The organism is Burkholderia sp. Ac-20379 (genome assembly GCF_017104645.1).
Taxonomy (GTDB): domain Bacteria; phylum Pseudomonadota; class Gammaproteobacteria; order Burkholderiales; family Burkholderiaceae; genus Burkholderia.
The window spans coordinates 1-5,614 of record NZ_JAAGPF010000408.1; the positions used below are offsets into that span (position 1 = coordinate 1).

General features: G+C 68.0%; 4 protein-coding genes and 1 pseudogene. 2 read left to right on the forward strand and 3 right to left on the reverse strand.

Annotation, left to right across the window (positions count from 1 at the left end; all coding sequences use genetic code 11):
• Positions 1–705 (reverse strand): hypothetical protein (locus G3N92_RS30115; RefSeq protein ID WP_206131206.1); only part of this gene is annotated, 705 nt, incomplete at its 3' end.
• Positions 706–1,125: 420 nt separating this feature from the next.
• Here G3N92_RS30115 and G3N92_RS30120 point away from each other — a divergent pair.
• Positions 1,126–1,920, forward strand: a complete 795-nt coding sequence (locus tag G3N92_RS30120; protein ID WP_206131207.1) for a ProQ/FinO family protein — start codon at positions 1,126–1,128, stop codon at positions 1,918–1,920.
• 103 nt (positions 1,921–2,023) lie between these two features.
• Here G3N92_RS30120 and poxB read toward each other — a convergent pair whose 3' ends face one another.
• Positions 2,024–3,745, reverse strand: coding sequence for a ubiquinone-dependent pyruvate dehydrogenase (poxB, locus tag G3N92_RS30125; RefSeq protein WP_206131208.1), 1,722 nt, complete (start codon positions 3,743–3,745; stop codon positions 2,024–2,026).
• Positions 3,746–3,930: 185 nt separating this feature from the next.
• On the reverse strand, positions 3,931–4,953 hold the full coding sequence (locus tag G3N92_RS30130; RefSeq protein WP_206131209.1) for a DedA family protein/thiosulfate sulfurtransferase GlpE: 1,023 nt from the start codon (positions 4,951–4,953) through the stop codon (positions 3,931–3,933).
• Between the two features lie 431 nt (positions 4,954–5,384).
• Between G3N92_RS30130 and G3N92_RS30135 the strand changes: the two are divergent.
• Positions 5,385–5,614 (forward strand): annotated as a pseudogene (locus G3N92_RS30135) (histidine kinase); the annotation flags it as partial.

A 5,614-nucleotide genomic window follows, 5' to 3' on the forward strand; every position in this document is an offset into this window, starting at 1 on the left:
TGTGTCGCGCGCACAACGCGCCGCGGCGTCCGGCGTACCGGCCGAAATGGTCGCGAGGCTGTCGCCGAGCCAAGCCGGCGCACGACCGTCCGCCAATGCGAACGGGCCGAGCCGATGCTCGAACTCGACGGCGGCGAACGGATGCGCGACGCTCTGCGGATCGGTCGCCCGCGGCGACAGCACCACCACGCGGTCGTACAGCGACAGCGCGCGGCGCGTCCCGCCGCCCATGCGCCTGAAGCAGGCGTCGCTCACGCACACCAGCACGCGCGGCGCGGCGGTCGTGTCGCCCCAGAACGCCCGTACCCGCTGACGCCCGGCCTCGACCACGGCGCGGGCCCGGGCGGCATCCGCGGCGGTCGCATCGCGTTCCAGATACAACGCGGGCGCCGCTTTGACGAAACCGAAACACGACGGGCAGATCGCGGCAGCCGCCGCCGGCACGCTCGCGGCCAGGCCGCCGGCCAACGCGGCCAGCACCAGCGCCACGATGCCGTTCAGCACGGCGAGCCGCAGCACGCGCGCCGCGTAAGGCGTGCGTGCAATCGGGCCGGTCGCGCCGCGCATCATGCCGCGCACCCCGCATCGGGTTGGTGCGATGCAGCGCCTGTGATCACACTCCGAGCCCGCCGTGCCACCCGCGCAATCGGTTGCGCACGCGACCGCTTCTCGATGCGGCATCCGCGTGCGCTCGGCATCGCGCATATCGCGATGGCCGAACACGTGGCGACGATGAGGTCCAAATCGGACGAAAGCATGTTGAAAGCTCGGCCTGGCGGGCTTTTGGCCCATTGATCAATGGATCGGTAAACGGATTGGCCGAATAAAACTTGAGGGTTGCGGCAGAAAAATGAGAGTCGCCTGTCGATTTCGGCGCGCACCGCCTCCGAATCGGAAGCAATACGAATCAAATGCCGACATTCATCGGACGATTGAGAAACAATCGACGCACAGCATGCGCGCCGAATATGACGCCGCGAGGTGTCGATATCGAACGCATCGCATCGGAAAAGCGCCGCGAAACTGTTGCGCGGCGACGCCTGGCGTGAATTACTTTCGATGCGTCAGAGTGAAACGCCGCGCCGGACTGCTACAATCGCCGTCCAACCTGAAAGATCGTGCGCAATGGGTTTCGAACAACTCGCTGAATTGAAGAAGCAGCTCGCCCAACAGCGAGCTGATGCCAAGCCGCAAGGCAAGTCCCAAAGCCAGGGCCAGTCCCAAGCCAGATCGTCGGCGAAGCCGTCGTCCGAAAGGCGGCAAGGCCAAGGCCAGGGGCACAAGCCCGCATCCGGCAAACCTGCCGGCCAAGCGGGCGGCAAGCCGTCCGGCAAACCCCAGCAGGGCCGTCGTCCGGCGCCGGCTGCCGACGCCAAGCCGGTCAACCCGACCGTGCTCGCCATCGGCAAGCTGCAACGCCGCTTCCCTGCCGCATTCCCGAAGAATCCCGCTCCCAAGCTGCCGCTCAAGATCGGCATCTTCAAGGATCTCGTCGCGCATACGGCCGAACTGGGCCTGGACGAAGCGCAACTGCGCGACGCCATCAAGGAATGGTGCCGCGGCAGCCGCTACTGGGCCAGCCTCGTCACGGGCGCGAAGCGCGTCGACCTGACCGGCGCCGAAGCGGGCGAAGTCACCGACCAGCAGGCCGCAGGCGCCGTGCGCCTCGATCAGGCTCGCCGTACGCGCGCCGCCAAGTCGAAGGCCGGCGAGGCGAAGCGCGACGACGCCGCCAAGGCGGAAGGCGAAGCGAATGCCGAAGCAGCGGCGCAGCCGCAAGCGGCCGAAGCCGAAGCTGCACCGGCAACGGCTTCGGCACCGGCTGAAGCGCCTGCGGAAGCCGCCGCGCCGGAAGCGCCCGCCGCCAGCGACGCAGCGCCGGCCGCCGCCCCTGCCGACCAGGAAACCGAACCGAAGTAAGGCATGCGCAGGGCACTTGGCAGGATCGTGCCTTGCTCCCGCGCCGCTTCCTCTCACGCGCCGACGGCTCATCCCGTCGGCGCGTGCCGTTTGACGCGCCCGCTCAGCGGAACATCGTCGTCGCCAGTTCCACCACCTCGTTGCCCTTCGCGTTCAGCACGGCCTTCAGCATGTACAGGCTGAAGCCCTTGGCCTGCGCCCATTCGATCTTCGGCGGCAGCGCGATCTCCTGACGCGCGATGCGCACGTCGACCAGCACCGGCCGCCGCTGCGAGAACGCCTGCTTCAGCGCCCCTTCCAGTTCGTCCGACCGGTCGACGCGAATCGATTCGATACCGGCCCCGCGCGCGATGGCGGCGTAATCGGTGTCGGCCAGCCGCGTGTCGTCGTCGAGATAGCCGCCCGCCTTCATCTCCATCGAGACGAACCCGAGCGAGCTGTTGTTGAACACGACGAGCGCGAGCGGCAGCTTCTGCTGGCGCGCCGTCAGCAACTCGCCCATCAGCATCGACAGCCCGCCGTCGCCGCACAGCGCCACCACCTGGCGATCCGGCTGCGCGGCCTGCGCGCCCAGCGCCTGCGGCAGCGCATTGGCCATCGAGCCGTGATTGAACGAGCCGAGCAGGCGGCGCTTGCCGTTCATCTTCAGATAGCGCGCGGCCCACAGCGTGGGCGTACCGACGTCGACCGTGAAGATCGCATCGTCGTCGGCCAGTTCGCTGACGAGCCGCGTCAGGTATTGCGGATGGATCGGCGCGTCGCCGGGCGACGGCCGCGCGAGGCTGTCGAGCCCCTCGCGCGCCTCGGCGTAATGCCGGCGCGCGGCTTCGAGGAAATGGCGGTCCGACTTGCGCGCGAGCCGGCCTTGCAGCGCGGCGAGCGTCGCCTTGATGTCGCCCACCACCCCGAAATCGACGGCCACCCGCTTGCCGATCGCCGCGCCGCGCCGGTCGATCTGGATCACCTGCGCGTCGGCCGGATAGAAATTGCGGTACGGGAAATCGGTGCCGAGCATCAGCAGCGTGTCGCAGGATTTCAGCGCGTGATAGCCGGAGCTGAAGCCGATCAACCCGGTCATGCCCACGTCGAACGGGTTATCCCATTCGACATGCTCCTTGCCGCGCAGCGCGTGGACGATCGGCGCGCCGAGCGCGTCGGCCAGCGCCACCACCTCGTCGTGCGCCCCGGCGCAGCCGCTGCCGCACAGCAGCGCCACCTTCTTCGACGCATCGAGCCGCCGCGCGAGCTCGTCGAGCTGCGCCGCGGCCGGCACCGGCGCGCTGACCTCGTAGCCGATATGGCCCGGCGTGGCGTCCGGCGCGGCCTCCAGCGCAATGTCGCCGGGCAGCACAATCACCGCCACGCCGCGCTCCTCGATCGCCGTGCGGATCGCCCGGTCGAGCACGCGCGGGAATTGCTTCGGATTCGAGACGAGTTCGACGAAATGGCTGCATTCTCGGAACAGTTCCTGCGGATGCGTTTCCTGGAAATAGCCGAGGCCGATCTCGGACGACGGGATATGCGCGGCGATCGCGAGCACCGGCACGTGATTGCGCTGGCAGTCGTACAGGCCGTTGATCAGATGCAGGTTGCCGGGGCCGCAACTGCCCGCGCACACCGCCAGCTTGCCGGTGACGGCGGCTTCCGCACCGGCCGCGAACGCGGCGGTTTCCTCGTGGCGCGTGTGCGACCACGCGATCTTGCCGAGCCGCCGCAGGCTGTCCGAGAGGCCGTTCAGGCTGTCGCCCGTGACGCCCCAGATACGTTCGACACCGGCTTGCGCCAAGGTGCTGGCGAGATAGTCCGCGATGGTTTTGCTGGCCATAAGCCCTCCGCTCGAGTGGGATCGGGATCCGCGCGCCGCCGGTCGGGCGGCCGCGCGAATCGACGCGCGTGGCCATATACAAGCAGCATATGGCCGCAGATTCGGATCAGAATCAGTGGAGGATTGTGCCTGCTTGCGGCAAGACGCGCAGTCAAGCGGGGGCGGACCGCGCCGCCCCGAAAAGCTTACGAATCCGACAGGCGCGCGCGCACCGTGTATTCGCCGTCCATCTCGATCTCGGGCCGCACCGTGTAGCGCGACGCGTCGAAATCCACCGGCAGCGGCTCGACCGGGTAACCGTGCTTCTCCCACGCATCGAGCCCGCCCTTCAGCGCGCGCACGTTGTGGATGTTCTTGCGCTGCAGTTGCTGGATGATCTTCTTGGCCGTGGCCTCGTTCGGGCACACGCAATACACCACCAGCGGACGCGACAGCAAGGCTGGGTCGAGCTTGTCGGACGAGTCGAGATCGAGCGGATAGGCGCCCGCGATCCGGTACGCGTCCTTCTGGCGGATCGCGCGCGGGCGCGCGTCGAAGATCAGCGGCGGGTTCGGCGATTTCATCATCTCGTCGAGCTGCGACGGCTCGATGCGCACCTTGCCGAGCCAGCGGCGGAACTGCATGCGGCGCACCCAGCGGTACAGCAGGAACGTCAGGAAGATCGCGGCGAACGCGTCGAAGATCGTGCCGCCGCTGCTGCGCACCCACAGCACGATGCGCACGATTTCATGATCGAGCGCCGCGCCGCCGAGCAGCCAGGTGGACGCCCACAGCGTCGCGCCCGCGAAATCCCAGAACAGGAACACCGGCACGGCGATGGCCGTGGTGCCGAGCAGCGGCGCGGACATCAGGCCGAGGCCCGGCAGGAATTTGGCGACGATCAGCAGCGGCGCGCCGTGGCGTTCGAACACGTTGCGGGCGATCCGCAGCGTGGTGTCGAGCGACAGCGAGTAGCGCACCAGCCCGTTGAGCAGCCGGCGCCCGCGCAGGCGGCCGGCGCTGAACCACAGCGAATCGGCCAGCAGCGTCGCGCCGATCGCGGCGGCGAACATGCTCGCGTAGGAGGCCTGCCCCATCGCCGCCATCGTGCCGCCGAGGATCAGCATCGGCGCGGCCGGCACCGGCAGCCCGAGCTGCGTGACGAGCACGCTCAGGAACACGGCCCACGGGCCGAGCGACGAAGGAATTGCTACGGGAAAATGCCACACGGCGCCGCTCCTGGATCGAATCGAACCGGGCTGCGCGGGGCGGAACCGCCCGGTGCGGCATGGGCACCAGGTGCGGCACCCGGCCGCACGACCGGGATGGCGCATTTTAGACGGTTTCGGTAACCGTACGTTGACAAAGGATTTTTGCGCAAACTGGTGCAGCGGGCTTGCGATCCGCCCAGCGGAATCGCGACACATCGCCCGGCATCAGCACAGCATTGAATCGGTATCGAAAACAGTCGATTGCATCGTACCGAATCGATGCAGTGCGCGCGTTTGTCGCTTGCCATTAGCCAAAAGCAAATAAACCAAGCACAATTTCACATCGAAAAGAACGAACCGAAGCTCACCGCCACGAGCCGGCCGACGGACGCATGCACGCGGGATCGCATGCGGATACGGCTCGCGATGCGGCTCATACCTAAAAGCTCATGACCGATAGCGGTTCTTCACGCCCTTCATCCGGCCCGCCGCGCTCGCGGTTCGCAGCGGCGCTGGCGCGCCCGGCTGCCGCGGGATTCGGCGCGTTCGTCGCGGGCGCAGCGCTGTCCGCCGCGCTCGCGTGGTTCGTCGGCCAATCGTGGCAGGACGCCACCGAGGCGCGCTTCGCCCGGCGCACCGGCAACGTCAGCGCCAATCTGCAGCACGAGCTGCAGGCAGG